Source organism: Blastococcus saxobsidens DD2, from assembly GCF_000284015.1.
Classification (GTDB): domain Bacteria; phylum Actinomycetota; class Actinomycetes; order Mycobacteriales; family Geodermatophilaceae; genus Blastococcus; species Blastococcus saxobsidens_A.
Genome location: NC_016943.1, coordinates 1,621,599 through 1,646,395 on the forward strand (window position 1 = coordinate 1,621,599; position 24,797 = coordinate 1,646,395).

The 24,797-nt window shown below is 70.9% G+C and carries 23 protein-coding genes and 1 pseudogene; 18 read left to right on the top strand and 6 right to left on the bottom strand.

Annotated features, from left to right (window positions below; translation table 11 throughout):
• Nucleotides 1–30: 30 nt before the first annotated feature.
• The 8 genes and pseudogenes from BLASA_RS07630 (at nucleotide 31) to BLASA_RS07665 (ending at nucleotide 8,634) form a co-directional block, all read left to right on the top strand.
• Nucleotides 31–972: an ABC transporter permease gene (locus BLASA_RS07630; protein ID WP_014375506.1), complete on the top strand. Its 942-nt coding sequence runs from the start codon at nucleotides 31–33 to the stop codon at nucleotides 970–972.
• The gene (locus BLASA_RS07635) at nucleotides 969–2,738 is read left to right on the top strand and encodes a dipeptide/oligopeptide/nickel ABC transporter permease/ATP-binding protein (protein ID WP_014375507.1); all 1,770 of its coding nucleotides are present in this window, start codon (nucleotides 969–971) and stop codon (nucleotides 2,736–2,738) included. Before BLASA_RS07630 ends, BLASA_RS07635 begins: the two co-directional genes overlap by 4 nt.
• Nucleotides 2,735–3,670, top strand: a complete 936-nt coding sequence (locus BLASA_RS07640) for an ABC transporter ATP-binding protein (protein ID WP_014375508.1) — start codon at nucleotides 2,735–2,737, stop codon at nucleotides 3,668–3,670. The genes BLASA_RS07635 and BLASA_RS07640 overlap by 4 nt, the downstream gene beginning before the upstream one ends.
• Complete coding sequence (locus BLASA_RS07645) at nucleotides 3,649–5,424, top strand: CocE/NonD family hydrolase (protein ID WP_041775667.1); 1,776 nt, start codon at nucleotides 3,649–3,651, stop codon at nucleotides 5,422–5,424. Before BLASA_RS07640 ends, BLASA_RS07645 begins: the two co-directional genes overlap by 22 nt.
• Nucleotides 5,421–6,688: pseudogene (locus BLASA_RS26225) on the top strand (glucarate dehydratase family protein). Before BLASA_RS07645 ends, BLASA_RS26225 begins: the two are co-directional and overlap by 4 nt.
• A 61-nt stretch (nucleotides 6,689–6,749) precedes the next feature.
• A complete protein-coding gene (locus tag BLASA_RS07655; RefSeq protein WP_014375511.1) occupies nucleotides 6,750–7,223 on the top strand; it encodes a DUF3237 domain-containing protein in 474 nt (157 codons plus the stop codon).
• 53 nt (nucleotides 7,224–7,276) lie between these two features.
• Entirely contained in the window at nucleotides 7,277–7,522 is a 246-nt protein-coding gene (locus tag BLASA_RS07660) for a hypothetical protein (protein WP_041775668.1), read from the top strand.
• 113 nt (nucleotides 7,523–7,635) lie between these two features.
• Complete coding sequence (locus BLASA_RS07665; RefSeq protein ID WP_014375512.1) at nucleotides 7,636–8,634, top strand: 2-hydroxyacid dehydrogenase; 999 nt, start codon at nucleotides 7,636–7,638, stop codon at nucleotides 8,632–8,634.
• 295 nt (nucleotides 8,635–8,929) lie between these two features.
• Here BLASA_RS07665 and BLASA_RS07670 read toward each other — a convergent pair whose 3' ends face one another.
• Entirely contained in the window at nucleotides 8,930–9,664 is a 735-nt protein-coding gene (locus BLASA_RS07670; protein WP_231839573.1) for a hypothetical protein, read from the bottom strand.
• Nucleotides 9,665–9,987: 323 nt separating this feature from the next.
• On the bottom strand, nucleotides 9,988–10,299 hold the full coding sequence (locus tag BLASA_RS07675; RefSeq protein ID WP_014375514.1) for a hypothetical protein: 312 nt from the start codon (nucleotides 10,297–10,299) through the stop codon (nucleotides 9,988–9,990).
• An 848-nt stretch (nucleotides 10,300–11,147) separates the two neighbouring features.
• Here BLASA_RS07675 and BLASA_RS07680 point away from each other — a divergent pair.
• On the top strand, nucleotides 11,148–12,599 hold the full coding sequence (locus tag BLASA_RS07680; protein WP_014375517.1) for an NAD-dependent succinate-semialdehyde dehydrogenase: 1,452 nt from the start codon (nucleotides 11,148–11,150) through the stop codon (nucleotides 12,597–12,599).
• 61 nt (nucleotides 12,600–12,660) lie between these two features.
• On the opposite strand, the gene BLASA_RS07685 is transcribed toward BLASA_RS07680, so the two are convergent.
• A complete protein-coding gene (locus BLASA_RS07685) occupies nucleotides 12,661–13,353 on the bottom strand; it encodes an alpha/beta fold hydrolase (protein ID WP_014375518.1) in 693 nt (230 codons plus the stop codon).
• 195 nt (nucleotides 13,354–13,548) lie between these two features.
• Here BLASA_RS07685 and BLASA_RS07690 point away from each other — a divergent pair, with 195 nt between their 5' ends.
• Complete coding sequence (locus tag BLASA_RS07690) at nucleotides 13,549–15,240, top strand: flavin monoamine oxidase family protein (RefSeq protein ID WP_014375519.1); 1,692 nt, start codon at nucleotides 13,549–13,551, stop codon at nucleotides 15,238–15,240.
• Here the strand turns inward: BLASA_RS07690 and BLASA_RS26565 are convergent.
• Nucleotides 15,131–15,487 carry a PucR family transcriptional regulator ligand-binding domain-containing protein gene (locus BLASA_RS26565; protein WP_083877963.1) on the bottom strand — a complete coding sequence of 119 codons (357 nt, stop codon included), beginning with the start codon at nucleotides 15,485–15,487 and terminating at the stop codon, nucleotides 15,131–15,133. The genes BLASA_RS07690 and BLASA_RS26565 overlap by 110 nt on opposite strands.
• Nucleotides 15,488–15,671: 184 nt before the next feature.
• Between BLASA_RS26565 and BLASA_RS24920 the strand changes: the two genes are divergently transcribed.
• A complete protein-coding gene (locus tag BLASA_RS24920) occupies nucleotides 15,672–15,884 on the top strand; it encodes a hypothetical protein (protein ID WP_166486505.1) in 213 nt (70 codons plus the stop codon).
• 113 nt (nucleotides 15,885–15,997) lie between these two features.
• On the opposite strand, the gene BLASA_RS07695 is transcribed toward BLASA_RS24920, so the two are convergent.
• Together BLASA_RS07695 and BLASA_RS07700 are read right to left on the bottom strand one after the other, a co-directional pair.
• Nucleotides 15,998–17,704 carry a PP2C family protein-serine/threonine phosphatase gene (locus tag BLASA_RS07695; protein WP_014375521.1) on the bottom strand — a complete coding sequence of 569 codons (1,707 nt, stop codon included), beginning with the start codon at nucleotides 17,702–17,704 and terminating at the stop codon, nucleotides 15,998–16,000.
• A 156-nt stretch (nucleotides 17,705–17,860) separates the two neighbouring features.
• Nucleotides 17,861–18,130 carry an ANTAR domain-containing protein gene (locus BLASA_RS07700; RefSeq protein WP_014375522.1) on the bottom strand — a complete coding sequence of 90 codons (270 nt, stop codon included), beginning with the start codon at nucleotides 18,128–18,130 and terminating at the stop codon, nucleotides 17,861–17,863.
• Nucleotides 18,131–18,396: 266 nt separating this feature from the next.
• Between BLASA_RS07700 and BLASA_RS07705 the strand changes: the two genes are divergently transcribed.
• The 7 genes from BLASA_RS07705 (at nucleotide 18,397) to BLASA_RS07735 (ending at nucleotide 24,761) form a co-directional block, all read left to right on the top strand.
• Complete coding sequence (locus BLASA_RS07705; protein WP_014375523.1) at nucleotides 18,397–19,383, top strand: sensor histidine kinase; 987 nt, start codon at nucleotides 18,397–18,399, stop codon at nucleotides 19,381–19,383.
• Nucleotides 19,384–19,675: 292 nt separating this feature from the next.
• Complete coding sequence (locus BLASA_RS07710; RefSeq protein ID WP_014375524.1) at nucleotides 19,676–20,479, top strand: TIGR02587 family membrane protein; 804 nt, start codon at nucleotides 19,676–19,678, stop codon at nucleotides 20,477–20,479.
• A gap of 14 nt (nucleotides 20,480–20,493) precedes the next feature.
• Nucleotides 20,494–20,907 (top strand): hypothetical protein, encoded by a 414-nt coding sequence (locus tag BLASA_RS07715; protein WP_014375525.1) that lies wholly within the window; start codon nucleotides 20,494–20,496, stop codon nucleotides 20,905–20,907.
• A 125-nt stretch (nucleotides 20,908–21,032) separates the two neighbouring features.
• Nucleotides 21,033–21,773: a GAF and ANTAR domain-containing protein gene (locus BLASA_RS07720; protein WP_014375526.1), complete on the top strand. Its 741-nt coding sequence runs from the start codon at nucleotides 21,033–21,035 to the stop codon at nucleotides 21,771–21,773.
• Nucleotides 21,774–22,181: 408 nt separating this feature from the next.
• On the top strand, nucleotides 22,182–22,949 hold the full coding sequence (locus BLASA_RS07725; RefSeq protein WP_014375527.1) for a hypothetical protein: 768 nt from the start codon (nucleotides 22,182–22,184) through the stop codon (nucleotides 22,947–22,949).
• A gap of 88 nt (nucleotides 22,950–23,037) precedes the next feature.
• The gene (locus tag BLASA_RS07730; protein WP_014375528.1) at nucleotides 23,038–23,523 is read left to right on the top strand and encodes a sortase domain-bontaining protein; all 486 of its coding nucleotides are present in this window, start codon (nucleotides 23,038–23,040) and stop codon (nucleotides 23,521–23,523) included.
• Between the two features lie 50 nt (nucleotides 23,524–23,573).
• The gene (locus tag BLASA_RS07735) at nucleotides 23,574–24,761 is read left to right on the top strand and encodes a PP2C family protein-serine/threonine phosphatase (protein WP_014375529.1); all 1,188 of its coding nucleotides are present in this window, start codon (nucleotides 23,574–23,576) and stop codon (nucleotides 24,759–24,761) included.
• Nucleotides 24,762–24,797: the final 36 nt, after the last annotated feature.

Consider the following 24,797-nt stretch of genomic DNA (forward strand, 5'->3'; position numbering starts at 1 on the left):
GCCCCGCAGCACCGGCCGGAAGGAACCCTGATGCTCGCGATCGTCCGGCGGCGACTGCTCGTCTCGATCCCGCTCCTGTTCGTCGTCTCCATCGCCACGTTCGTCTTCCAGTCCCTGGTGCCCGGTGACCCGGCCCGGACCCTGCTCGGCGTGAACGCGACGGAGGAGCAGTACGAGGCCCTCCGCGAGACCATGCACCTCGACGACCCGCTGTTCGTGCAATACGGGCGGTACGTGGCCGGCCTGTTCGACGGCGACCTCGGCCGGTCCATCTTCACCAACGAGGACGTCGGCACGGCCATCGCCGACCGGCTGCCGGTCACGCTGGCACTGATGCTGGGGGCCGCGCTGCTGGCCACGCTCATCGGGGTCCTGCTCGGTGTACTCAGCGCCACCCGCGGCCGGGTGACGAGCCGGACTGTCGACGTGGTGTCGCTGCTCGGGTCGGCGCTGCCCAGCTTCTGGCTGGGCCTCGTGCTGATGAGCGTGTTCGCCATCACGCTCGGCTGGTTCCCCGCCACCGGCTACGTGCCCTTCGCCGAGGCGCCGGGGCAGTGGCTGACCTTCCTCGTCCTGCCCATCGTGGCGCTCGCCCTGGCCGGCATCGCGGCGATCGCCAAGGTGACCCGCGACGGCATGCTGACTGCCCTGGATCTCGACTTCAGCCGCACGCTGCGCGCCGCCGGGGTCCCCGAACGGTCACTGGTGTGGAAGCACGCGCTGCGCAACAGCAGCCTCCCGATCGCCACCATGGTCGGCCTGACCTGCGCGAACTTCGTGGGCGGCACGATCCTCGTGGAGAGCGTCTTCGCCCTGCCGGGCCTGGGCTCCCTCGTCGTGGACGCCACCAACAAGCAGGACATCCCGGTGGTGCAGGGCGTCACGCTCGTGGTGACCGCCCTCGTGATCCTCATCAACCTCATCACGGACGTGCTCTACGGCGTCCTCGACCCGAAGGTTCGTGTGGCATGACCTCCGTCGCCGTGGCGCCCCTCCCTGAGGCCCCCGTCGCCGCTCCCCGGCCCACGCGGGGTGCCGTCGCCCGTTTCGTCCGCAAGCCGGTGCCGATGCTGGCCCTGCTCGTGATCGCCCTGATGGTCCTGGCGGTGCTCTTCGCGGACCTGCTCGCCCCGTACGGGCCGTTGGACCAGGACCTCCAGAACACGCTCGCCGGTCCGTCCTCCGCCCACCTCCTGGGCACCGACTCCCTGGGCAGGGACGTGCTGAGCCGGCTGCTGTACGGCGGCCGCCCGGCGCTCCTGGGGGTCGTGGCCGGCGTGGCCACCTTCCTCGTGACCGGCGTGGTGCTGGGTGTGCTGGCCGGCTACTTCGGCGGCTGGACCGACCGGGTGGTCAGCGCGGTCGCCGATGCCCTGATCTCGGTGCCGGGGGTGATCCTCGTCCTCGCCGTGCTGGCGATCTTCAACCAGGAGATCACCATCGCCATGGCGGTCTTCGGCTTCCTCGCCTCGGGCGTTCTCATCCGCATCATCCGGAGCTCGTGCCTGTCGCTGCGCGAGGAGCTCTTCGTCGCGGCGGCACGGGTCTCCGGACTGTCGGACCTGCGGATCATGGCCAGGCACATTTTGCCGGGCCTGATCGGCCCCATCGTCATTCAGCTGTCGCTCTTCTCGGGTGTCGCACTCGCCGTGCAGACCGGCCTCGGATTCCTGGGCCTAGGCTCCTTGCCCCCGGCCCCCACCTGGGGCGCCATGGTGGGCGAGGCGGCCGGCATCATGACGACGCAAGGCTCGATGCTGTTCATCACCGGCGGTGTGATCGCCCTCCTCATCATCGCCCTGGGTCTGTTCAGCGACGGCGTCCGTGACGTGACCGCCGAGAGCCGCAAGACGGCGCGATCCCGCCCGGCGCGCCGTCGCAGGGCCGACCGTGCGGCCGCGGCGGCCACTGCGGCGGAGATCGAGAAGCCGCCGGTGGACGGGGTGCCCCTGCTCGAGGTGGAGAACTACTCCATCGGCTTCGACAACGGCCACAGCACGGTCGAAGTCGTCAAGGGCGTCAGCTTCGCCATCCAGCCCGGAGAGATCCTCGGCCTGGTGGGCGAGTCCGGAAGCGGGAAGACCGTCACGGCGCTGTCCGTCCTGGGTCTACTCCCGGGCAACGGCCGGGTGACCAGCGGAGACCTCCGGCTGCACGGCCGGTCCACCTGCGGCTTGGACGAGCAGGCGTACCGGAGCATCCGCGGTCGTCGGATCGGCCTGGTGTCGCAGGAACCCATGGTGGCGCTCGATCCGATGTTCACGGTGCGGTCGCAGCTCACCGAGGTGCTGCGGAACGTCACCTCGCTCCCCAGACAGGCGCTGCGGGCCGAGTGCGTGCGGTTGCTCGAGCGGGTTCGGCTGCCCGACGTCGAGGCGGTGCTCGAGATGTATCCGCACCAGCTCTCCGGCGGCATGGCGCAGCGGGTGGTGATCGCGATCGCGCTGGCCGGTGATCCGGATCTGCTCATCGCCGACGAGCCGACCACGGCGCTCGATGTCACCGTGCAGGCCGAGATTCTCGACCTGCTGCGCGACCTACGGGCCCGTTCGGGGAAGGCGGTGCTGCTGGTGACCCACGACCTCGGCGTCGTGGCGGATGTCTGCGACCGGGCGGTGGTGATGTCCCGCGGAGAGGTGGTGGAGGTCGCAGCAGTGGACGACCTCTTCTACGCCCCTCGGGAGCAGTACACCCGGCGGCTCATCGATAGCACACCCAACCTGGTGGCGGCGCCGTGACCGCCGGGCTCACGACCACGAACCGTCCGGCCGGCTACCGCACCACGGGGGAGACCATGAGCACGAGCCACCCGCTGCTGGCCGTCGACGACCTGGTCGTCGACTACCCCGCGCCCGGGTTTCGGAAGCCGCCCCGGCGAGTCATCTCCGGGGCCTCCTTCGCACTCGCCGCGGGCGAGACCCTTGCGCTGGTGGGGGAGTCCGGCTCCGGGAAGTCGACGATAGGTAAGGCGCTGCTCGGCCTGGCGCCCGTCACCGGCGGCAGCGTCCGGCTTGACGGTCGGGAGATCTCGCGGCTCCGCCGTCGCCAGCGGCGGGCCCTGTCGGGGGACATGCAGGTCGTCTTCCAGAACCCGTACGGGTCCCTCAACCCGGCCCGGACGGTCGGGCAGATCCTCGCCGAGCCGCTGTTCGCCGCCGGTCAGCTGAGCCGCAGTGACGCCCGCCGGCGGATCGAGGAGCTGCTGGACAGCGTGCACATGCCCGTGGACAGCATGTCGCGGTATCCCAGCCACTTCAGCGGCGGTCAACGGCAGCGCATCGCCATCGCGCGGGCGCTGGCACTGGAACCGCGGCTGATCGTGTGCGACGAGCCGACCAGCGCGCTCGACGTGACCACCCAGGCCGCCGTCCTGGAACTGCTGCAGGAGCTGCAGTCCCGCACCGGCACCTCCTACCTGTTCATCACCCACGACCTGGCCGTCGTCCGCCACTTCGCGGCGCGCGTCCTCGTCCTGGAAGGCGGGCGCATCGTGGAGGACGGCCCCACGGCGGAGGTCTGCGACCAGCCCGCTCACCCCTACACGCAGCGGCTGGTGGCCGCTGCTCCCGTGCCTGACCCGGTCCTGCAGCGCATGCGTCGCGAGCAGCGCCTCGCCCGCATCTCGTCCACCCCAGATCAGGAGCTGATGTGCCCACAGGAAACGCACTAGAGGTCGTCGTCGAGCTCGACCGGCCGTGCACCCTGCGTGACGGCGTCGTGCTGCGCAGCGACGTTTATCGGCCGGTTACCGACGAGGAGGTGCCGGTCCTGCTGACCCGGCACCCGTACGGCAAGAACGCGCACACGATGGACAAGCCGTATTTCGACCACATCCGGGTCGCCGCGCAGGGCTACATCGTCGTCATCCAGGACGTGCGCGGACGCTACGCCTCCGACGGCGAGTTCAGGTCGGAGTTCCAGGAGGCCGACGACGGCTACGACGCCGTCGAGTGGGCCGCACAGCTGCCCGGGAGTAGCGGTGTCGTCGGCATGTTCGGGCGCTCGTACCACGCCCTGACCCAGTGGGCCGCCGCCCGGAACCGCCCAGCGGCCCTGCGCACGATCGCACCCGGGTTCTCACCAGGGGACTCCATGCTCACCGGGTTCATGAACCGCGGCGGCGCCCACGAGTTCGGTTCCCGCGTGTACTGGTCGCACCGGCATGCGCTCGACACGATCCGACGACTGGCCGGCGGTGAGGACAACGACCGCTTCGCCAAGCTTCTCGACGAGTACGAGGCTCACGACAGCGAGGTGACGTCCGGTCGGATCTTCCTGCGCCGGCCGCTGAACCGGTTCCAGGAGGCGCCGCCGTTGACCGTGTCGGCGTGCCGGAGCTTCGGCCTGCCGGTGGACGACCGCGGCTACGAGGCGGTGGAGACCCGCGGGATCTACGGCGACCTCGACGTCACCGCGTTCCTGGTCGCCGGGTGGTACGACATCTTCCTCGGATCCACCCTCAGCCAGTACGAGGGCATGCGGGCCGCCGCACTCGAGCGGGGTAGTGAACCCCCGCACCTGCTCGTCGGGCCCTGGACGCACATCGACGGCACTGGGAGATTCCGCCAGGAGGACTACGGGGTCCACAGCGGGACGACGATGCTCGGGGTCGACGCCGACCTGATGGGCCAGCACCTCCGGTGGTTCGACGCCCACCTCAAGGGTGTGACTGCGCCGTTGGAGTCGGTGTCCCCGGTCCGCCTGTTCGTCATGGGCACGAACCGGTGGGTCGGCTTCGAGGCGTTCCCCCCTCCCGACAGCACGACCGAGAGCTGGTATCTGCAGCCGGACGGCACGCTGGCGCCTACCGAGCCGGCGTCGTCCGAGCCCTCGGAGTACGTCTACGATCCGGAGGTCCCGGTGCCGACCGTCGGCGGCGCCTCCCTGCTGACCGGTTCCTACCCGGCCGGGCCGGCTGACCAGTCCGTCCTGGACGGGCGGGCCGACATCCTTCGGTTCGAGTCGGCCGAGCTGACCGAGCCACTCACTCTGGTCGGCCGGCTGGAAGCCCGGGTGTTCGCGGAGACGTCCGCCGTCGACACGGACTTCGTCGCCCGGCTGGTCGACGTGCACCCTGACGGCCGGAAGATCCTGGTGGCCGACGGCATCGTGCGCGCCAGCGCCCGCGAGACCTTCCGGCCCGGCGGTGAGGTCGTCCGGACCGCACCGACGCCCGTCGAACCTGGCCGGGTCTCCGAGTACGTCATCGACTTGTGGGCGACCGCGCGCACGTTCCTGCCCGGGCACCGGCTGCGGGTCGAGGTGACGTCGAGCTCGTTCCCGCGGTGGGACCCGAATCTCAACACCGGCCGCGACCCCTACGTCGACGCCGAGAGCCAGCCGGCCCGCCAGCGAATCCACCACGAGCCGGGGGCGGCGAGTCGCGTCCTCCTGCCGGTCCTGCCCGACCTCCCCCAGCAGTGAGCGAGGCGATCAGGGAGGTCCGGATCACCCCGGTCGCGTTCCGGGACCCGCCACTGCTCAACGCCGTCGGCGTGCACCAGCCCTTCGCCCTGCGGGCGGTGGTGGAGGTGGAGACCGGCTCCGGCCTGGTTGGGCTGGGAGAGACGTACGGCGACCGGCCCCACCTGCGGCGGCTGGAGCGTGCGAGCCGGTCGCTGATCGGGACCGACGTCTTCGACCTGCACGGCATGTGGCGGCTGGTCGATGTCGCGCTCGCGGGAGACGAGGGCATCGGTGGGCACGGTATGAGCGGGATGGTGACGTCCTCCACGACGACCGACCGGGTGTTCTCCCCGTTCGAGGTCGCCGCGCTCGATGCCCAGGGGAAGCTCCTGGGCCGCCCGGTCAGCGACCTCCTCGGCGGCGCCGTCCGCCGATCCGTGCCCTTCAGCGCGTACCTCTTCGCCAAGTGGGCGGGGCACCCGGGGGAGGAGGACGACCGGTGGGGCGCGGCGCTGGACGCGGAGGGGATCGTCGCGCAGGCCCGGCTGATGCAGGCCGAGTACGGGTTCGGCGCGATCAAGCTCAAGGCTGGGGTTTTCCCTCCCCAGGCGGAAGTAGCCGCCGTCCTCGCCCTGCGCGCCGAGTTCCCCGATCTGCCGCTGCGCCTGGACCCGAACGCAGCCTGGACGGTGCAGACCTCGATCGACGTGGGACGTCGCCTGGAGGGTGTGCTCGAGTACGTGGAGGACCCCACGCCTGGCATCGAGGGGATGGCCGAGGTCGCCCCGAGGTCCCGATGCCGCTCGCGACGAACATGTGCGTGGTGGCGTTCGACGACCTGCCGCCGGCCGTCCGAGAGGATGCCGTCCAGGTAGTGCTGTCCGACCACCACTTCTGGGGCGGACTGCGCCGGTCCCAGTCGCTGGCCGACATCTGCGCCACGTTCGGCGTGGGCCTGTCCATGCACTCCAACTCCCACCTGGGCATCAGCCTGGCCGCGATGACGCACCTGGCCGCGGCCACGCCGCGGCTCGACTACGCCTGTGACACCCACTGGCCGTGGAAGGACCCGGCCGAGGACGTCATCGTGCCGGGCGTGCTGCGGTTCGTCGACGGCGCCGTCGAGGTTCCCGTGTCGCCGGGCCTCGGTGTCCAACTCGATCGGGGCGCCCTGGGTCACCTGCACGAGCAGTACCTGCGGTGCGGGATCGGCGAACGCGACGACACCGGTTACATGCGGCAGTTTCGGCCAGATTTCCGGCCCGCGCTCGCGCGCTGGTGACGGTCGGGCCCGCACGCATCCGCGGTGCCCCGTGCCCGCAGCCGACTTCCGAGGAGAACCTGTGCCCGATCACGCCCCTGCGACGCCGCAACTCAGCCATACCGCGACGCTCCGGATCGAGGTGGGCAGTCCCGTGGAGGTCGGCGTCACCTCCCGGGGCATCCGGCGAGTCATCCCGATCACTGGCGGACGAGTGACCGGTCCGCTCATGCAGGGAGAGATCATCCCCGGGGGAGCCGACTTCCAGGTCATCACCTCCACGACCGACACGGAGCTGGAGGCGCGTTACGTCCTCCGGACCGATCAGGACGAGCTGGTCTACGTCACGAACTGGGGCTTGCGGACGGGGACGGTGGAGGACATCGAGCGGCTCCGCCAGGACCTCCCCGTCGATCCGGACCGGATCTACTTCCGCACCGCACCCCGCTTCGAGACGGCGGCACCCCGGCTGGCGGAGCTCAACCGCCGCCTCTTCATCGGGGTCGGCACCCGCCGTCCGGACGCCGTGCTTCTCGACGTCTTCATGGTGCAGTGACGGTGCCGACGATCAGAGAGCTCACACCTTCGGAACGAGTCCAGGAGGACCGCATGACGGGCCGGACCCCCACCGTCGCCGGCGTCGAGGTCGTTCCCGTCGCTGGGCACGACAGCATGCTGCTGAACCTCAGCGGGGCGCACGGACCGTTCTTCACCCGCAACGTCGCGATCGTCACCGACAGCGAGGGCAGGGTCGGGGTGGGCGAGGTGCCGGGCGGGGAGGGGATCCGCCGCACCATCGAGGACGCCGGGGCGCTGCTGGCCGGCCGGTCGATCGCGGCCTACGGCCGCTGGTGAAGAAGATCTCGTAGCCGTGCTGACGGAGCGGTCGCACCCTTGCCCGGTTCCGCACGGGACGAACATTCGCTGCCCAACCCGAACGTGGCCGATGGAACGGAGATCGGAAGAACATGAGTGACTCGCTGAACAATTCGGCGGTCAGGCCACCCTCCGAGCGGTCCTCGGGGCGCGTGTTGATCGTCGGGCAGCTTCCAGACGCCCTGGTGGACACGCTCCGACAACGGTTCGGCGCAGTGGTACTGCCCGATCCGGCCGACAAATTCCTCGACCATCGACGGGATGACGTAGAAGTCGTCTTCACGCGCGCCATGGTCGGTGTCGGACCGGACCTCCTTGCGGCGCTGCCGAATCTCGTCGCCATCGTGCACCTCGGGGTGGGCTATGACGCGACGGATGTGGCCGGAGCGATCGTGCGGGGGATCGGAGTCAGCAATACACCGGACGTCCTAACCGACTGCGTGGCAGACGTAGCGGTCGGCGGCCTCATCGATGTCATGCGTCAGTTGACCGCTGCGGACAGGTTCGTGCGACGAGGTGATTGGTTACGGGGTCGTTATCCCCTGACCAAGAAGGTCAGCGGTAGTCGAGTCGGCATCTTCGGTCTCGGTCGGATCGGTGGTGCCGTCGCGCGACGTCTCGAAGGGTTCGACGCGGTCATCAGTTACCACAGTCGACGGCAGGTGCCGGGCGTGCCCTATGGCTATGCAAGTTCCGTCCTAGAACTGGCGGCAAGCAACGACGCGCTTATCGTGACGGCCGCCGCAGGGCCCGACTCCAACGGAATCGTCGATGCGGCGGTGCTGGATGCGCTGGGGCCAGCGGGCTTTGTGGTCAACGTCGCCCGCGGATCCATCATCGACGAATCCGCACTCGTGGAGGCACTCAAGAGCCAGAGGATCGCGGGAGCAGCCCTGGACGTACTCGGGAGCGAGCCGAACGTTCCCGCTGAACTGCTCGACATGGACAACGTCGTCCTGCTCCCGCATCTCGGCAGCGGTACGCGGGAGACCATGGCGGCAATGACCGAACTCGCCATCGCGAACGTGGAACAGGCATTGGAGAACCGCACGCTGGTGACTCCAGTTCCAGGTGCGGAGCTGCGCCGATGACGGTCGTCGTCTGGTACGTCGCCACGCCCGAAGGACAGGCGGGCGTGGCTCGGGCCACCGCTGAGGCGGTCGGGTCCGATGATCGACTCAAGGTCATCACGGACGCATCGCCTGCAGAGGCGATGGACGCTGTCGCCCTCCATGGAGAGGCTGCGGATCTGATGACGGATGGTCGGCTCGACATCGAAATACAGGGCTGCTCGAGCGGTTTGGAGAACTCCGGGCAGAGCCAGTGCGAGCACGCCTATAGCAGCCGTGCCATCGGCATCCCAAGGCGACCTGGGTGCTCACATCGTCATGCGGCCTTGATGGAGGCACGCCGGCGAGAGATCGTGCGCTTGGTCGTGGCGAGCTGTTGGGCGATGTCCCGGATGGACTTGCCCCGTCCCGTGAGGCGCCGGACGACCTCGGCCTGCTCAGCCGGGGTCAAGTGTTCGAGGCGGACGCCGTCGCCAGCGAGGGCTCGCTCGATGGCGATCTCGTCGAGGTCATCTGTATCTGCGATCTCAGTGCGGTGTCGGGGGTTTGGATCGGTGTCGATGTCATCCCAGGCCAGAGGCGGAAGCCAGCCGCGCTCGGCGGCGAAGGCCCGGGCGGCGTCGGCGGCGGCACGCTGGCCGTCGATGGACTGGGGTGGACGCAGGCTCCACAGCTGTTCGTACAGGGCGCTGACATCCCGCGCGGTCTGCGCGGTGATGGAGTGGCTGAGCATGCTACGTCGGAGGCCGGCGGAGCTTCGGCCAAGTCTTGCGGCCAGCTCGTCGGGAGGCCATCCGACGGCGATCAGGGCCTGCAGCCGGCGACGAGTGCCCGTGGCGATGAGGTGACTGCGCGGTGCCCGGTTGGCCTGGTCGATTCGGATGCGCAAAACCTGGTGGGCGGTCTCGGGCCGGACGCGCCGGATGCGTGGGTTGCCGTTGCGCCCGGGGTCAGCCAGCTCGCGGACGTGGCTGGTAGCGATGCCGGCGAGCACGGCGATCTGCTCGACGCCGATGCCGGCGGCGCGTAGCGCGCAGATGTGCTCGCGCACCGGGGCGGCGTCTACGAAAGGCCGCCATCGGCCGAAGGTCTGCGCGCGGTGCACGCCACGGCCGGCCGCGGTGTTGGCGGCGGTGCAGTCGGTGCATCGGCAGCGGTCCTTCACGTAGGCGGCACGGGTTCCGTGCACGTGCCGAGCACGCGGATGAGTGCAGTCCCGCCGCACCCGACCCTGAGCGCGCTGGATCCGGCGACGTGCGCTCTCGATGGACTGCCGGTGCTTGGCGCAGGAATGGCGCGCGTGGTTGACGTCGGCGAGGGCGTCGCTGGCGTACGTGCCGCTGTAGCCGCAGGCCGGGCAGGTCCGCGTGGCGCTCATGCCCCGCCCACCGGAGGTACGGCGACCGGCTGACCGGTGTGGCCACGACCGGGTACGCCGGCCCTGGCCAGGACGTCCGCGATCCAGTCGGTGCGGAGGCTGCCGGCGTCTCCGACGTGGTCGTCGAAGGCCGTGGCTGTGAACTGCTGGGCGGTGGCGGCCCACTCCCGCTCGGACAAGGTCCGCTCGAGGTGGGCCTCGACGGTGGGCCGGTCGACGTAGGCGATGCTGGCGTCGATGGCGTCGGCCAGGTCAGTGAGCAGCCGGTGGGTGTCGCCGCCGTAGCAGTCGACGAGATCCTGCAGCACGGCGCGGCAAGCAGAGGAGACGTGGGATGGTGCCGGCGCAAGGGTTGTCGTTGTCCGTCGTCCCGGCTGACCGCACATCCCTGCTCCCGCTGGTGAGTGATCGTTCTCACCGGGAGAAGGCGTTATTCGGAGCCGTTTGGTGACACCCCGCGGAGAATTGAATGCGGCAGGCGCTCGACCAGATGTGTGTCGAAGCTGCGGTCGGGGTGGTTGGCTGCAGGCCCTTGTGGTCCGTGAGCGGAGCGCTGGCGCGGGCTCCGGATCCGTCTCGGTCGCAAAGACGAGACGTCAGTCGCTGGTATCACGCTGCGTGCCGCAGGAGCCCGTCGAGGGAGGGGGGGAGTCAGTGGTGATGAGTGGAGCCCCGGCGGCTCACCAAGGCGCCGAGCCCGGTGATCGTCACTGGCATCGGGCCCTGCAACAGGCACTCTTTAGGCACCCAATACTCCCGCAACCAGCCGCGCGTAACCGTCGCAGTCAACGCTCTGAACCGCTTCTGACCTGCGTATTCAGCGCGGGTCAGCGCGAGCAAACGCCTCAAGATCAAATCGCAGGGTTACTGGTTCAAGTCCAGTCGGGGGAGCCATTCAGGCCCCTGACCGGTGAAGACGCCGGGCGGGGGCCTCTGTCGTCGGAGCAGCGTGGGCCCGGGTCCGGGGATCTCACCGGCTACGGCGCCGGCACCAGCAGGGCAGCCGCCCGGTCGGGCCGGGCAGGTCACCGGTGATCGGTGTGCCGTCCGGGCGGCGGATTCCCCGGGGATGGCACCATCGCTGCGCGGGCGCGCCAGTTCGGTGCGGGCCCAGTCGTCGAACTCCCGGGATCGACCAGCCAGTGAGGACGGTGCCATGACGCAGGAACCGAAACGCACCATCTACATCGATGGGCAATGGCGGGCGGCTGCCGACGGCGCGAGCTTCGTCGTCACGGACCCGGCCACGGGCGAGGTCATCGGGCAGGCCGCGGACGGCGGTCGCGCCGACACAGAGGCGGCGATCGCCGCCGCTGACCGTGCGCTGCCGGCCTGGTCGGGCACGACGGCCTACCAGCGCGCGGCCGTCCTGGCGAAGGCCGACGCCTTGATGCGGGAGCGCCGGAAGGAGCTCGCCGCGCTGATGACCCGGGAGCAGGGCAAGCCGCTCAAGGCATCGATGAACGAGGTCGCGTACGCCGCGGACTTCCTGGCCTGGTTCGCCGAGGAGGCCAAGCGCATCGGCGGCGTCACGATCCCCTCGGCCCGGGCCGACCAGCGGTTCGTGACGATGCGTCAGCCCGTCGGGGTGGTCGCGGCCATCACCCCGTGGAACTACCCGATCTCCATGCTGACCCGCAAGCTCGCCCCGGCCATCGCGGCCGGCTGCACCTCGGTGCTCAAGCCCGCCGACCAGACGCCCCTGTGCGCGGTCGCGACGGTGCAGCTGCTCGCCGACGCCGGGCTCCCCGACGGGGTGGTCAACCTGGTCACCACCACGCGCGCCGCAGAGGTCGGCGACGTGCTGCTGGAGTCCCCCGTGGTCCGGAAGCTCACCTTCACCGGCTCGACCGCGGTCGGGAAGATGCTGGCGGCGAAGGCCGGCGCCACGCTGAAGCGGGTCTCGGTGGAACTCGGCGGCCACGCGCCGTTCATCGTCTTCCCCGACGCCGATCCGGTGCGTGCGGCGAAGGGTGCGGCGCTGGTGAAGTTCCTCAACACCGGCCAGGCATGCATCAGCCCGAACCGCATCTACGTCCACCGCTCGATCTACGACGCCTTCGTCGCGACCCTGGACCAGCGCATCGCGGCGCTGCGGGTGGGCAAGGGTGACCACGAGGGCGTCTCCATCGGCCCGCTGATCGACGAGCGGGCCGTGGGAAAGATGGAGGCCCAGGTGCACGATGCGCGCGCCAAGGGCGCCCGGGTCGTGGCCGGGGGTGAGCGGATGCAGGTCGACGGGCTCGACGGCACGACCTTCTACGCGCCGACGCTGCTGGCCGACGTGACGCCGGACATGCTGATCTCGACCGAGGAGACCTTCGGGCCGATCGCTGCGGTCACTCCGTTCGACGACGAGGACGAGGTCGTCGCCAAGGCGAACGACACCGAGTACGGGCTCGCCGCGTACGTCTACACCAACGACCTGTCGACGGCGATCCGGGTCACCGAGAAGCTGCGCTTCGGGATGGTCGGGGTCAACGACATCAACCCCACGTCCGCCGCCGCTCCCTTCGGTGGCGTCAAGGCCAGCGGCCTGGGACGCGAGGGCGGGTTCGAGGGCATCGACGAGTACCTCGACACCAAGCTGGTCGGCATCTCGATCTGAGTTCTCCCGGACGGCCTGCCGCACCCTCGGGGACGGGCAGGCGCGCTGGGCGCCGACGCCGTCAGGTCGTGGCCAGCTCCTGGATCCGCGCCGCGACCAGGTCGGCGACCGCATCGGGCCGGGTGAGCACGGGACTGTGCCCGCACGGCCACTCGACGGTGCAGGTCGCCCGGGACGCCATGGCGCGCTGCAGGTCGGGATGCACGACCCGGTCCTCTGCGCAGACGACGTAGGTGGAGGGGACGGCGCGCCAGGCGATGACCTCGGGAACGCCTCGGAAGAGGAGACGATGCACCGGTCGCAGCCGGGCGGCGGCGGCCGCGGCGACGTCGGGAGCGGCGTCGCTGTACAGCAGCGCCGGCCCCAGCTCCGGGTCGAGGCCGATCTCGCTCCCGCTGGCGCGCATGGCCTCGGACAGCCGGGTGTCGGGGAGGTCGCGGCCGGGCCGGGTGCGGCTGACGGACTCGCCCTCGTCCAGCTGGAACGCGGCGAGGTAGACGAGTTCGTGCACGAGCGGGTGGTCACCGGCCGCGGTGATCACCGCGCCTCCGTAGGAGTGGCCGACGAGCACCGCGGGCCGGCCGAACCGGTCCAGTGCGTCGCGCGTCGCCTGCACGTCGGTGGCGAGGTCGGTCAGCGGCAGCTCGACGGCGGCGGCAGGGATCCCGCGTGCGGCGAGCGCGGTGCGGACGGCGTCCCAGCACCAGGCGCCGTGCCACAGGCCGTGCACCAGCAGTGCTCCAGGAGCGGTCATCCGGCGAGTATGGCGGTTCGGCGCGAACGGGGACGCAGGGGCGCGTCGTCTAGCCGTGGATGTGGTCGCGACGCCGCGCGGGCCGAGGTCCGGTCGGCCGTCCGGGCCCGGGCGGCCGGTGTCAGTACGGTGACACGGCGGCTGTGGTGGTCACCGGGCTCCTGCGCGGGCAGCGGTCCGGGGGAAGGACGTGGAATGACGATCGGTCCCGGTTCCGAGGCCGCGCAGGACGAGGACCGACCGCCGGTCACGGTCTTCGGTCCCGACTTCCCCTTCGCGTTCGACGACTGGATCACGCACCCGTCGGGCCTCGGCGCCATCCCTCCGGAGCGGCACGGCGCGGAGGTCGCCATCGTCGGGGCGGGGATCTCCGGCCTGGTAGCGGCGTACGAGCTCATGAAGCTCGGACTCAAGCCGGTCCTCTACGAGGCTTCGCAGATGGGCGGACGGTTGCGCTCGGCGCGGTTCGAGGGAGCCCCTGCCGAGATCGTCGCCGAGCTGGGTGGCATGCGCTTCCCGGTGTCGTCGACCGCCTTCTACCGCTACGTCGACATGCTGGGCCTGGAGACGAAGCCGTTCCCCAACCCGCTGACTCCTGCGTCCGGCAGCACGGTCATCGACATCGAGGGCGAGACCCACTACGCCGAATCCTCCGAGACGCTGCCGCCGCTCTTCCGGGAGGTCGCGGCGGCGTGGGCTGCCGCCCTGGAGCCCGTCCACTTCACCGACATCCAGGACGTGATCCGGGCCCGCGACGTCCGGCGGCTGAAGTCGCTCTGGAACGAGCTGGTCCCGCTGTGGGACGACCGCACCTTCTACGACTTCATCGCCAGCTCGGATGCGTTCTCCCGGCTGTCGTTCCACCACCGGGAGGTCTTCGGCCAGGTCGGGTTCGGCACCGGCGGGTGGGACTCCGACTTCCCGAACTCGATGCTCGAGATCTTCCGGGTCGTGATGACCAACTGCGACGAGGACCAGCGCTTCGTCGTGGGCGGGGTGGAGCAGGTGCCGTGGGGCCTGTGGAACCACGCACCCTCCGAGCTCGCGCACTGGCCGGCCGGGACGACGCTCGCGAAGCTCCATTCCGGCGGCGCGCGTGCCGGTGTGGCCGCCATCGCCCGGAACGACGACGGCAGCTTCACCGTCACCGACGCCTGGGGGCACGCCGCCCGCTACCCCGCGGTGCTCGTCACCTGCCAGAGCTGGCTGCTGACGACGCAGATCGACTGCGAGGAGCACCTGTTCTCGCAGAAGATGTGGACGGCGCTGGACCGCACGCGGTACATGCAGTCGTCGAAGACGTTCGTGATGGTCGATCGCCCGTTCTGGAAGGACAAGAACCCGGAGACCGGCCGCGACGTCATGAGCATGACGCTCACCGACCGGCTGACCCGCGGCACCTACCTGTTCGACCACGGCGACGACCGGCCCGGCGTCATCTGCCTGACGTACTCCTGGATGAGCGACGCGCTGAAGATGCTGCCGTACCCGGTGGACCAGCGCGTGCGTCTCGCCCTCGGCGCACTGAAGAAGATCTACCCCGACCTCGACATCGCGCAGCACATCATCGGTGACCCCATCACGGTCTCGTGGGAGGCGGACGAGAACTTCCTCGGCGCCTTCAAGGGCGCCCTGCCCGGGCACTACCGGTACAACCAGCGGATGTACGCGCACTTCGTGCAGGACGACTTCCCACCCGAGCAGCGCGGGATCTTCCTGGCGGGTGACGACGTGTCGTGGACGCCGGCCTGGGTGGAAGGCGCCGTGCAGACGTCCCTCAACGCGGTCTGGGGGATCCTGCGGCACTTCGGCGGGCGAACGCACGCCGACAACCCCGGCCCCGGTGACGTGTTCGCCGATCTCGGCCCGATAGCGCTCCCCGAGTAGGCGTTCCGAGATGCGCATCGCCGTCCACCACTGCCAGTCGCGACCCCACGGCCGGAGGGTCGTCGGCGACCGCGGACAACGCGGGCCCCGTGGTCATCACCAGCTCACCGCCGCTGAGCCACGGGGTGGGGTCCTCGAGCTCGATGGCGTGGGACCGCGTGATCGGCCGGTCCGCGCCGGCAGCACCGCCGACGAGGGTCAGCCCGAGTCGCGGGTCGGCAGGTAGCCGGTTCACCGTGAGCGTCACCGACTCCTCCTGTCGACACCGTGTCCAGCCACCGTCCTCGAGATGGACGAGGAGTGGAGATCGGGAGGAGCCGGCGGTTCCAGCGGTGGCCGTGGTGCCGAGGGCGCCAGTCGACGCGTGCCCCCTGTGCAGGCCGGAAGTGGTCGAGCTTGCCCATCGGGGACCGGTCGGCTACCAACGGCGGGTGACTACGCCTCGTCGACGACAACCGAACCCCACCTGGTACTTCGTCCTCGGGGCCATGTGGTCGGTGCTCGCCGTCGGTCAGTGGGGCGTGTCCGACAGCGTGGTCGCGAAGGTCGGCTTCACGTTCATCGCCGTCGCCAATCTGGCCATGGGTGTGGTCACGTTGCGACGGCAGCGGAGAGCGAACCGGCCGGACGCCTCCGGGGCGTAGCTGCTCGACCGGGCAGGCAGGGCCGCGATCCCGGGCACCACACCGGGGACGTCGCCCACCCGCGCAGCGCCGAGGCCGCCGGTGGACGCCGAGCAGGGCTCGGCAGCCAGCGGTCAGGTCGCCGGCGACTGCCTGACCTGCGGACGATTGCGGACGGCGAGGAGAGCGATGTCGTCGTCAGTTCGGCCGGGGACTATCCGGGTGAGGACCTCGTCGCAGAGCTCTTCCAGCGGCAGGTGGTGGACCTGCCGGAGCACGTGCACGAGGCGCTCGATGCCCTGGTCGATGTCGCTGCGGCCGTGCTCGACGATGCCGTCGGTGTAGAAGAGGACGGTGTCATCGCAGTCGAGCACGGCCTCGTGGTCATTGCGCGGGCTGACCGTTCCGGAGCCGAGCAGCCGCTCCGGGGTGCTCCGCAGCAACTGCACCCGACCATCGGCGCGCAGGAGCACCGGCGGCAGGTGCCCGGCCGAGGACCAGCGCAGGATGCGTTGCCCGGCGCCGGCCTGGTCGGATGGCAGCTCGAGGCGGGCGACGAGCGCGGTGGCCAGGGTGCCGACGTGTAGGCCGGTGAGCACGTCGTCGACCCGGGCGAGGATCCCGGCGGGGCCTTCGGGGCGGTCGTAGGCGATGCCGCGGAGGATGCTGCGGATCTGACCCATCGCCGCGGCGGCGTCGACGTTGTGACCGACGACGTCGCCGATGACCAGCAGGATGGCGCCGTCCGGCTGACCGGAGGCGTCGTACCAGTCGCCGCCGACGTGCATGTGGCTGGCGGCCGGCTGGTAGCGGACCGCGATCTGCAGGTCCTCGGGCTGCGGGGGCGGGGTGAGCAGGCTGTGCTGGAGCGTCTCGGCGACCTTCAGCTGCCGCTCGTACAGCCGGGCGTTGTCCAGGGCCAGCGACGCGCGGCGCGCGACCTCGACCGCGGTCGCGATCAGCATCTCGGTGTGCGGCGGGCGGTCGCCGGTGTTCATCAGCGCCAGGGCGCCGATCGTCCCGGTGCGGGCCCGCAGCGGCACGATCGTGCAGGAGGTGGTGTCCAGCCGCCGCCACGCCTCCCGGACCTGTTCGGTGCCCAGGGACGGGTCGATGAGCTCCGGGTCGATGGTGGGCAGCTGCACCGGCTCGCCGGTGAGCAGTGCGGCCATCAGCGGCGAGTCGTCTCCGGTGCCGCGGACCCGGCCGGTCAGGTAGGCGTCCAGGTCGGCGTGGCAGGCCGGATCGCGGTGGGCGCGAGCTTCCTCACCGGTGGGCCGGCCGTCGTCGCCCAGCATCGCCACGAACGCCCAGTCGCAGAGTCGCGGCACCACCAGCTCGGCGAGCTGGGCAGCGGTCTCGCCGGTGTCCAGCGTGCTGATCAGGGCCTCGCTGACCTCGGCCAGGAAGCGCAGCCGGTCGCGGTCGACGTCGTCGTCCGACTCGAGGTGGTCGCCGTTCCCGGCCGGGTCCACGGGGAGCTCGGTCAGGTGGGCGGTGCGCGGCCGGAAATGCAGCCGCAGCAGGTCACCATCGCGGGCCGCGGTGGCCGACAGCCAGCGGTCGGCCGGCGCGTAGTAGCCCTGCCACGCCACGGAGCTGTCGACGCTGCGGGCGTGCAGCAGGAAGCTGTGGAAAATCGTTCCGCCCAGCTCGGGTAGCGCGATCCAGATGTTGCGGTCCACCAGCTCTGACGGACTGCGTTGCAGCAGTTCCGCCCCGGCCGGATTGACGTAGCGGATGGTCCAGTCGCCGTCGAAGATGGCCACCCCGTCGGGCGCGGCGTCGACGACCGATGCCAGCGTTCCCAGGCCGAGCCGGGCTGCGGCGGACTCACTCACCACGACTCCCCCGGGGATTCGTCCGGTGACACGGTGCCACCGGCGGAACCCTGGAACAGTACGTCACCGCCACCGTCGGAAGTCCCGGTGGCGGCTGGCGCACTGCGGTCGCGGGTACGCGGCTGCGCCGATCGAGGCTTCGGCGTCGCCGGTCGGTCAGACGCCGGACGGCACGGTGCCCAGCTCGCCGGTCAGCAGGACCTCCTCGGCGATGTCACGGAGCTTCTCGTTCCGGCGGCTGCTCGCCGTGCGGAGCAGGTCGAACGCCTGGTCCTCGGTGATCTTCAGGGATGCCATGAGGATGCCGATCGCCATCCCGATCCTGCGGTTGCTCAGCACGGCCTGCTCGAGTTGAGTCACGCGCCCCAGGGCAGCCGCCAGCTCCGGTTGCGCTTCGTGCTCGGGATGCCACAACTGCTCTGCCATGCCGACCCCCCTGCTCGAGCGGCAGGCTCCCCTCTCGCTGCCTGACCCCATCGTGTGCGGGACGGTCTCTCGTATGCGCCGGATGCCGCGGCGGTCCGGTCCGGCCCGGCTACGCGCCCCTGTCCGCCGGCCGCAGAGTGGTCACCCCACGGGTGCCGCCGGCTGTGTCCTGTGCGACGGCAGAGTGACTGGATGCCGACCCTCCGTCTACCGTCGAGGGTCGTGGCCCGCGAGGGACATCGGAGTCGAGCAGGAGGGGGCGAGCAGTGGTTGCGTGGACGCGCGAGGACAGCGACGGCGCGGCCGGCTCCGCCGCCGTGTCCGGATTCGTGCATGACGGCCTGTTCTTCGACTCCCCGGACGAGCTCGTCGCCGTCGCGGCGCCGTTCATCCTCGACGGCCTGGCCGCCGGCGACGCCGTCGCCATCGCGGTCAGCTCGCAGAACTCCGGCCATCTGCGGAAGGCGGTCGGCGACGATCCGCGGGTCGTCATCCTCGACGGCGGCGGCAGTTACCACAGCCGGGCAGCTGCGACCATCGCCAGCTGGCGCCGGCTGGCGGCCCGACGCGCCGCAGAGGGCTTCGGCCGACTGCGTGTGATCGGCGAGGTGGACTTCGGGAGCACGACCGCCGAGCAGCTGGAGTGGCAGCGGTACGAGGCGGTGATCAACCACGCGTTCGCCGCCACCCCGTTGTGGGGACTGTGCGTGTTCGATACCCGCCGGTGCGCCGAGCCGGTCCTCAGCTGCGCCCGGCACACCCACCCGCAGCTGGTGGACGCGGCCGGACGTCGCGCCAACCCCGCCTTCGTGGACCCGGCTCGTTACCTGGGCGCCCTGCCCGTGCCGGTCGAACCGCTGGAGGCCACCGCGCCGCGGCTGGTCGCCGAGGACGTGTCCGACTTCGTGGCGCTGCGGCACACCGTGCAGGCGCGCTTGGCCGAGACCGGCGGCCCGGCGGACCTGCTGGAGGACTTCCTCCTGGCCGTGGACGAGATGACGTCCAACGCTCTGCGGCACGGTGCCCCACCCGTCGCGCTGTCGCTGTGGACCGCTCCGGGCACCGTGGTCTGCACCATCAGGGATGCCGGAGCCGGCTGGGCGGACCCGTTCGCCGGGTACGGGCCCGCACACGGGGAAGATCTCTCCCGCGGCGGCATGGGCCTGTGGCTGGCCCGCCAGTTGTGCGACCACGTCGTCCTCCGTCGCGACGAGCACGGCGCGAGCGTCCGACTGACCAGTCGCTGGGCCTGACCGGCCACCGATCTCCCGGCCGGCCCCCGTGCACATGCTGATGGGCGGGGGCCCGTCCGCATCCGTTCCGCAGCGAGCGCTGGTGAGCATTCCATCGAGCCTCGGACACGCCTGGCACAGTCGTATCGCCGGTGAGCCGCGGGGGACATGGCAGCGTCCTCCGCCGGGTTCCAGGACCTCTCGGGAGCGTCTCGCCCGTGATAGGGACAGGTCGGTGTCGGCCGGACGACCGCCCCGACCGACCGACCGCGTTCAGCCCCTGCGGACCCTGCCTGACCTGACTGGGAGCGCGATGCCGCAGCCGACCGACGCGCGCCAACTGGTCAAGGGCTTCGGTCGCGGCATCGGAGGCGCGCTGCTCTTCGCCATGCCCCTGTTGATGACGATGGAGGTGTGGCGGCTGGGCCTGGCCGTCGACCGCTACCGGGTGGCCGCCCTCACCGTCGGCACGGTCCTGCTGGTGATCGGCCTCGCTCGCAACCTCGGAGGCTCCGGACGATCCGGCTGGCGGGCCAGCCTGGTCGACGCCGGGGTGGCCTTCCTCGCGGCCGCCCTCGCTGCCGCGGTCATCCTCACGACGCTCGACGTCCTCGACTGGCTGCGGGACTGGCGGGACGCGGTCTCCATCCTCCTGCTGGCCATGCTGCCGGCCGCCGTCGGCGCTTCCTACGCCCGGGCCCAGCTCGGGGAGGGCAGCGCCTTCCCGAGCAAGTCCGGGTACGGCCACGAGCTCTCCCTGATGGTGGCCGGGGCGGTGGTCTTCGCGGCCAACGTGGCGCCGACGGAGGAGATCGTGCTCCTCGCGGCGACGATGACCCCCTGGCACACGCTGGTCCTCGTCGCCCTCAGCCTCGCGCTGATGCACGCCTTCGTCTACGGGGTCGGCTTCGGCGGGGAGGAGGAGTACGAAGGGCCGGTCCAGTCCTTCGCGACCTTCACGATCGTGGGGTACGCGCTCGCCTTGTGCGTCGCTGCCTATCTGCTGTGGACGCTCGGCCGCTTCGAGGACATCGGGCTGCTCATGGTGGTCACCGAGTCGGTGGTCCTGGCCCTTCCCGCGAGCCTGGGCGCTGCGGCGGCCCGGCTCATCCTGTGACGAGAGGGACACGCATGTCTGGATCCGACGAGGACAGCCAGGACCAGGGCTCCGGTGGTACGTCAGCGGCCGAGTACGCCGTGGGTGGGCTGGGCGGGCTACTGGTGCTGCTCCTGATCGCCTTCCTCGGCTACCAGGCCCTGGCCGTCCGGGAGAGCGGCCCGCAGCTGGCCGTCGAGGTCACCGCGGTGGAGCAGGTGGGCGCCGGATACGAGGTCCGCCTCCGGGTGCGCAACGACGGTGGCACCACGGCCGAGGCGGTGCAGGTCAGCGGTCAGATCGTCCGGGACGGCCGCCAGGTGGAACAGGCGTCGGCGACGATCGCGTACGTCCCCCCGGAGAGCCGGCGGGAGGCGGTGCTGGTCTTCTCGGCCGATCCGCGCGACGGCGAGCTCACCGTCGGTCCCGAGGGCTACACGGTCTCCTGAGGCAGTCGCCGGAGCTCCGGCGATACCAGGGCCCGGGCGGCACACCGTGCATGGCGACGGCTCGATCCACGAGTCGGATCAGTTCCGAGCACCGTGGCAGCGGAGCGACCCAGTAGTTTTGGACCATGACGGTCGCCGTGGACGACAACGAGGGTGGGAACGCAACCACGGACCACCTGGGCGAGAGGATGAGCCGGGTGGCGCGGCGGCTCCAGGAGGAGCACGGCGACGTGGAGGCGACGCTGCAGGCGATCGCTGCGGCGGCCGTCGGCACCGTGCCCAACGCGGAGGACTGCGGGATCACCTACGTGATCGGCCGCAAAAAGGTGGAGCCGCGCGCCTGGACCAGCGACCTGCCCAAGGGCGTGGACTCGCTGCAGGAGCGCCTGGAGCAAGGCCCATGTCTGGACGCGGTGTGGGAGGAGGAGGTCGTCCGCGTGGACGACGTCGCTTCCGACGAACGCTGGCCGGAGTTCGCGCGGGAGGCGTCCGACCTCGGTGTCGGCAGCATGATGTGCTTCCAGCTCTTCGTCGTGGGCGACCAGCTCGGCGCGTTGAACCTGTACGCACGGACGCCGGGCGCGTTCGACGACGACAGCCAGGACATCGCACTGATCTTCGCCAGCCACGCCGCAGTGGCACTGGCCGGCGCTGAGCACGAATCGAACCTGCGCGCCGGGCTGAGCAACCGGGACGTCATCGGGCAGGCGAAGGGCATCCTCATGGAGCGGCACAGGATCACGGCCGATCAGGCGTTCGGCGTCCTGACCCGCGTCTCCCAGGAGATGAACCGCAAGCTGGTCGACATCGCACGGGAGCTGACCGACACCGGCGCCGTGCCCAGGGCCGACCGACGTCGGGACTGACGGCGCCGAACCGGCACATCCACTCGTGGCACAGGCCATTCGATGGGGGAGCGTGCGGGGAACGAGGACGGATCACGCTTCTGCGGGCAGCCGGCGAGGGTCGGCCGACTACTCGCAGTGAGCAGGCGCCCGGAGAGGGTCATGCCCGTCATGAAACCGTAACGGGCAATCCGGTCGTAGCCCGTTTGCTGGCTGGACCGACGCGGGCATGTGATCAAGCGTCAGACGGAGGTGCGGGATCTGGCGCTGCATCCGCAGCCGGGGGGACCTGCCCGTCACGTTGGGGCTGCACGCCTGAACGAGCGGATGGTGCAACAAGCGCCCCTCCACCCATCCCGGAGCCGGTTCCCGACCGCCTTCGACGCCGCCGTCCTCCCGGATGGTGGCGCCCCAGACAAGGGAGTCTCCATGCGCAAGACCCTCGCAATGCCCGCCGTCGCGATCGCGGCCGCCGCCTTCCCGCTGCTGACCATGAGCGCTGCCTCGGCCGCCGATGGCAGCTACCAGGCCGAGCTCGGTGCCCTGAACGACTCGGGCGCCACCGGCATGGGCATGGTGACCTTCCAGGGCGACCAGGCCACCGTCACCGTCGAGGCCTCCGGACTGCTGGCCGGTGCGCCGCACGCGCAGCACTTCCACATCGGAGCGGAGGGGGTGTGCCCGCCGGCGTCCGCGGACGAGAACGGCGACGGGATCATCAGCACCGTCGAGGGGCAGCCGTTCTACGGCTCCATCGGCACCTCGCTGACCACGACGGGTGACACCAGCGCGGACAGCGCCCTGGCCGTCGAGCGCTTCCCGACCGCAGAGGGCGGCTCGTTCACCTACGAGCGGACCTTCACCGTCGACCCGAGCGTGGTGGACTCATTCGAGGCCGGCACCGCCGTCCTGGTCGTGCACGGCATCGACCCCGACAACAGCGGCGCCTACGACGGTGAGGCAATGAGCGAGCTCAACCCCGAGCTGCCGCTGGAGGCCACCGCCCCGGCCGCCTGTGGTGCCTTCACCGCCTCCCAGATGGGTCAGATGCCCACCGGTGGCGCCGAGACCGGCGCGGGCAGCACCGCCGGCATCGAGCACGAGGCCGCGATGGGTGTCGGCGCGGTCGCCGTCGCCGGTGCGGCTGCCGCCGGTGCGGTTGCGTACCGCCGTCGTCAGGCCGCCGACCAGGCCTGATCGACCCGCAGTGAGCACACCGCCGCGCCGCACGGGACCACCCGTGCGGCGCGGCGGTCCGCTCAGCCCGCCACTCGGAGGACAGACCATGGCCGGAGGATCGGGCAGCGGGAGCGCCCGCAGCTGGACGATGCTCGCCGTGCTCCTCGCACTGGTCGGCGCGGTCGCCCTGGTCGTGGCCGTGAGCGGTCAGCAGAGTGCTCCGCAACCGGCCGCAGACGTGGGCGTCGTCGCCATGGAGCAGACCGCCGCTCCGACCGGGTCGACTGCCGTCGCACCGTCCGGGCCACCGGCCGGGTCATTTGCCGCCGCACCCGCCCCGGCGTCTCCACCGCCGGCCGCCGACGTGGCCGAACCGGTCTCGCTGGGCCTGCAGGACGACGGCACGGTGGAGGTGCCGCCCCTGTCGGCGGTCGACCAGGCCGGCTGGTACCGCGACTCGCCGCCCCCGGGAGCCGTCGGTCCCTCCGTGCTGCTCGGGCACGTCGACTCCGCGGAGCTCGGCCCCGGCGTCTTCTTCCGTCTCGGGGCGCTCGCGCCCGGGGACCAGGTGGGTGCGCGAATGGGCGGCTGAGTCGCACGCCACGATGTGGTGCGCCGTCGCACCTGCGAGGGTTGTGCGCTGTGACCGACGATGACCCGCTGCAGGCCTTCCTGGACGACGTGCACCTGCTGGCCCCCGACCGGCTGTCCGCGGCGGTGGCCAGCCGCGGCCGCCAGCTCGGTGCCGAGGAGACCGTCGTGTACCTCACGGACTACGAGCAGCTCCTGCTGCAACCCGTGCGTGGCGAGGGCGTGCCACCTCGGCAGGAGCTCAGCGTCGAGGGGTCCGTCGGGGGGCGGGCGTTCCGCCGGGTGGAGGTGCTCTCCACCCGGGTGGACATCCGCACCAGGCGCTTGTGGATGCCGCTGCTCAACGGGGTGGAACGGCTCGGCGTGGTCGAGATGCTCGTCCGGGACCTCACCCCGACGCTCGAGGCACGGCTTCGCGCCTTGGTCTCGCTGGCCAGCGAGCTCTTCGTGGTGAACGACCAGTACACCGACATCTTCGCCCAGCTCCGGCGACGCAAGACGCTCAGCCTGGCGGCCGAGATCCAGTGGGAACTGCTGCCCCCGCTCAGCTTCGGCTCCGACCGGGTCGTGATCGCCGGCGCCCTCGAGCCGGCCTACGACATCGGCGGTGACACCTTCGACTACGCCGTCAACGGCCCCACGGCCGACCTGATGGTCCTCGACGCCGTCGGCCACGGGCTTCCCGCCGCGCTGCTGGCTTCGGCGGCCGTGGGCGCCTACCGCCACGCGCGCCGCAACATGTGGGATCTGCCCGACATCGCGGCGGCGATGAACGACGTTCTCGCCGGTCAGTTCACCGGCAGCCGGTTCGCCACCGCCGCCATCGCGCGCCTGCATCTGGACACCGGCCAGCTGCGATGGGTCAACGCCGGCCATCCTGACCCGCTGATCGTCCGGGACGGCGCGCTGCTGCGGCCGGGTCCCTGCAAGCCACATCCACCACTCGGGCTGCAGACCAGGAAGCCCGATGTCTGCGAGGCATCCCTGCACGCCGGGGACAGGGTCGTCCTCTACACCGACGGGATCGTGGAGGCCCGCTCCCCGGACGGCGAGTTCTTCGGCGACGAGCGGCTCGCGGACTTCATCCACCGGGCCAGTGCCGATGGCGATCCCGCACCGGAGACCCTGCGTCGGCTGATGCGCCGCGTGCTCACCCATCAGGCCGACCACCTCCAGGACGACGCCAGCATCGTCATGCTCGAATGGCGAACCGGGGACGAGCGGCAGCTGCAGATCTGACCCGGAAGGGCGGGCACGTGGCGGCGGAGGGCCGAC